This is a genomic window from Halogeometricum sp. CBA1124, from assembly GCF_009741955.1.
Classification (GTDB): Archaea; Halobacteriota; Halobacteria; order Halobacteriales; family Haloferacaceae; genus Halogeometricum; species Halogeometricum rufum.
In genome coordinates this window covers 1-3,687 of record NZ_WPCD01000279.1, presented here as the reverse complement: position 1 = coordinate 3,687, position 3,687 = coordinate 1, and the positions used below count along the sequence as shown (strand labels likewise).

At 68.7% G+C, this 3,687-nt stretch carries 5 protein-coding genes and 1 pseudogene; 5 read left to right on the top strand and 1 reads right to left on the bottom strand.

What is annotated here, in order from left to right:
- From GJ632_RS20310 to GJ632_RS20300, 3 genes and pseudogenes are all read left to right on the top strand, one after another.
- Positions 1-234 (top strand): annotated as a pseudogene (locus tag GJ632_RS20310) (hypothetical protein); the annotation flags it as partial.
- Between the two features lie 68 nt (positions 235-302).
- Positions 303-977: a helix-turn-helix domain-containing protein gene (locus GJ632_RS20305; RefSeq protein ID WP_191453870.1), complete on the top strand. Its 675-nt coding sequence runs from the start codon at positions 303-305 to the stop codon at positions 975-977.
- Between the two features lie 262 nt (positions 978-1,239).
- Positions 1,240-1,632, top strand: coding sequence for a response regulator transcription factor (locus GJ632_RS20300; RefSeq protein ID WP_089804874.1), 393 nt, complete (start codon positions 1,240-1,242; stop codon positions 1,630-1,632).
- A gap of 27 nt (positions 1,633-1,659) precedes the next feature.
- On the opposite strand, the gene GJ632_RS20295 is transcribed toward GJ632_RS20300, so the two are convergent.
- On the bottom strand, positions 1,660-1,983 hold the full coding sequence (locus GJ632_RS20295; RefSeq protein ID WP_191453869.1) for an ArsR family transcriptional regulator: 324 nt from the start codon (positions 1,981-1,983) through the stop codon (positions 1,660-1,662).
- A gap of 565 nt (positions 1,984-2,548) precedes the next feature.
- Here GJ632_RS20295 and GJ632_RS20290 point away from each other — a divergent pair.
- Positions 2,549-3,088: a thioredoxin domain-containing protein gene (locus GJ632_RS20290; RefSeq protein WP_191453868.1), complete on the top strand. Its 540-nt coding sequence runs from the start codon at positions 2,549-2,551 to the stop codon at positions 3,086-3,088.
- The coding region (locus tag GJ632_RS20285) for a hypothetical protein (RefSeq protein ID WP_197428121.1) at positions 3,085-3,687 on the top strand (603 nt) is incomplete at its 3' end. The genes GJ632_RS20290 and GJ632_RS20285, both read left to right, overlap by 4 nt.

Genomic DNA, 3,687 nt, shown 5'->3' with positions numbered 1-3,687 from the left:
GCCGCCGGCGACCGGTCGCTCGTCGTCTCGTACAACGGGAGCGAGGCGACGGGGTGGGCCGCACGCAACTGTCCCGGGGGCCGGGGGAGAGCGTTCGGGGACTGTACGGTCCGGGACGGCGTGGTGGTGCAACGACGCGGCAACGAGACGGTAGTCGTCGCCGCGGCGTTCGACCTCGCCGTCGTCGCACCCGACGAGCGAACGAACGCGACGGTGGTCGTCCGGGCGGTGTGACTCGGAGCGACCGCGAGTACGAACGTATTTACCGCGAATCGCAGTGCTCTACGGTACTGGAGTTCCCAATGAGCATCATCGGAAAGTTCCACGTCACGGCGGAGATGTTCCCGCTGACGGCCACGCTCCAATCAGTCCCCGACGCGGTCATCGAAGTCGAACGCGTCGTCGCGATGCGGACGTCGCTGACGCCGTACTTCTGGGTCTCGGACTGCGACCTCGCGGCGTTCGAACGCGCGGTCGACGAAGACCCGTCGATACAGAACGTGCGCCGACTGGACACGTTCGAGGACGCGGCGCTGTTCAGGGGCGAGTGGACCGAGCAGACGAAGGCCATCCTCTTCGTCTACAGGGAGGTCAACGCGGTCATCCTGGAGGCGACGGGGCGACGCGACGGGTGGTCGCTCCGGGTCCGGTTCGAGAACTATCACAGCCTGCAGGACTTCAACGAGTACTGCCAGGCGAACGGCATCGAGTTCGAACTGAAGCAACTGTTCGACGAGACGGAGGGGCATCAGGGGTCGCAGTTCGGACTCACGGAGAAGCAGGCCGACGCGCTCACCACGGCCTGGCGGGCGGGCTACTTCGAGACGCCCCGACGGGCCACCCTCGAAGACGTGGCCGACGAACTCGGCATCGCGAAGCAGTCCGCCGGCCAGTTGCTGCGCCGCGCGCATCACAGGCTGGTCGGGAACGCACTCGCGACCACGCCACCCGACGACGAACCCGAGAAGAGTATTTAAAACGCGGACATATCCGTCCCCGTCTCTATCTGGTCAGAGTGAGTGGTCCCGTACGTGATTGAGACAGCTATCGTCCCCGCTGAGTCGGTCGAGGCCCCGGTCACTCCCACCGGGGTCGCGACTGGCGACCGACAGCGCGCGGAGGGGGTCGTTCGCGTGCGTAGCCACCGGCTCCGCGGTCGTCGGCGAGTCGGAGACGAGCGTTCGGTCTCGGGACCGGTGCGGCGATACGTCGTAACGTCTGGGGTCGCGTGACCGACCGGTGACCTCGAAACCGAACCCGATGGCGAGCGGACCGCACGCGGCACCCGCTACCGTCCTCCTCGCGGACGACAACGGCGTCCTGCGCGAGTCGTTCGCGTACTGGCTGACCCAGCGGACGGACTGGACCGTCCGCGAGGCCGCGGACGGGCGAGAGGCGGTCGCGAGCCTCGACGCCGCCGTCGACGTCGTCGTGCTGGACCGCGACATGCCGAAACTCACCGGCGACGAGGTGGTCGACAGACTGCACGAGACGACGTTCTCGGGGGCCGTCGTCGTCCTGAGCGCGTCCCGCCCCGACGGCGGACTGAACGAGGACTGCGTCGACGAGTACCTGCTGAAACCCGTCAAGTGCGAGTCGCTCGCCGCGGTTCTCTCGACGCACCTTCGGTGAGACGGCGTCGGCTCCGACCGAACCGACTCACACCCACCCCTCGGGGAGGTCGTCCCGGTTGTCGTGCAACACCCGGAGCACCGGACGAATCTCGTCGAACGCGTCGCCGCGTTCGACCTCGTGCGTCTCCCTGTCCCACCGGACGTAGTCGGCACTCTCTAGGAGGGGGAGGTGGACGTGATAGAGGTCGAACTTCAGCGCCTCCAACTCCCGGTCGCCGCGGTGGACGTCCTCGGGGACGCGCACGGCCTCGTCCGAAGCGGAGCGTTCCAACAGTGCGACCAGCAGGCGTCGTCGGCTCACGTCGTCGAGAGCGCGGACGAGCGTCTCCCACGCGTCTTCTCGTTCCATGTCAATCTCCTGACTGCACTCTCCGGCGTCGGTACCAAGAGTATTGTTCCGAAGACACCGACGCAACGACACCCTAGCGACGGTATTCGTCCGATACCGCGACGTCAGTGGCCGTCGGTTCGGCCTCCGTCGCGGCGGCGGAGCGTCGGTTCACATCTGAGCCCCACGTTACTCGCCGCCGGAGGGCGAACGGCACAGCACGAGCGAATCCGACGCGACGGGGAACGAGTCCGTCCGGAACAGGTGCTGCGCGAGTCGTACTGACCGGACGGACCGCGGACCGCGCCGCCGTCCGCCGGTGAGTCGCGAGTTTGCAGAGTCGGAACAACGCCGGGACCGGTTTACGTGCGGTCCGCCCAGCGGGAGACATGGACCTCCCCGAATCGCCGACGACCCGTCGCGCTCTGCTCGCGGGCGTCGGTACCGTCGTCGCCGGCGGTGGCATCGTCTACGGCGCATCCCAGCGTGAGACGGAGTCGGCCGACCTCCCCGAAGCGGCGTTTCACCGCAGTTCGAACACGACCGACGCCGGCGCGACCTGCGAGGGCACCCCGTCGCGGGGTCGATGGACGCGCCGGTCGACGTCTACTACTGGAGCGACTACCAGTGCCCGTTCTGCCGTCGGTTCGAGCGGAACACGCTCCCGAAACTCGTCGAGACGCACGTGCAGTCGGGGACGGTTCGGCTGGTCTTCGTCCAGTACCCGTACCTCGGGAAGTTGTCGATGACCGCGGCGGTCGTGGACCGGTGCGTCTGGCGGCAGGTGCGCGCGGAACGACCGCGGGCGTACTGGCGGTGGCACGCCACGCTGTTCGACGAGCAGGGGTCGGAGAACTCCGACTGGGCGTCGAGAGACAACCTCCTCGACGTCACGCGCGGCGTCGAGGGCGTCGACGCGAACGCCGTCGACGACTGCATGCGGGAGCGCCGGAGCGAAATCGAGTCGTCGATACGGGAGGACGTGGAGCGAGCGTCTCGGTTCGATATTCGCGGGACGCCGGCGTTCGTGCTGTACAACCGGGAGGAGGACGTCGCCGGGAAGATAACCGGCGCACAGCCGTTCGACCGCTTCGACGAGGCGATAACCCGGGTGCAGAACGCGTGAGCGACGGGGCTCTCGACCGACACGCCGACCGACTTCGGGCGGCGTTCGTCTACCCGTTCACCGCCACGTCCCGGAGCCTCTGCTTCGCGGGCGTCGCCGCCGGGACGTACGCGCTCCTCGTGCTGAGCGCGTTCCCCGCCTACTCGGCTCAGATGCTCGGTGCCGGCGTCGGCTACCTCGACGACGCGCTGGTTGCCCTCACGGCGAACACCTACGCGACGGTCGGACCGGTCGGTCTCGGGCTGGTCGTCTCGTACGCCGTCGTGACCGGCGTCGCGGTCACGAACGTCGCGGGACGGGTCGGCGCGGTCGGACTCTCCGGAACGAGCGGGCTGTCGAGCGCCGTTCCGGGACTCCTCGCCTCGGGGTGTGCGAGTTGCGGTGCCGGCGTGCTGGGACTGCTCGGGTTCGCGGGGGCGGTGGCGGCGCTCCCCTTCCACGGCAACCTCCTGCGTGCGGGCGGACTCCTCCTCCTCCTCGGCTACCTCGCCGCGCGGGCGACCCGCGTCGCTGCGCGGTCCCATCGGGCGCACGCGACGAGTGACCGACGGCATCGCGCCGCCAGTAGCGAAGGCGGAGCGGTCGAGCGCTACGCGTCG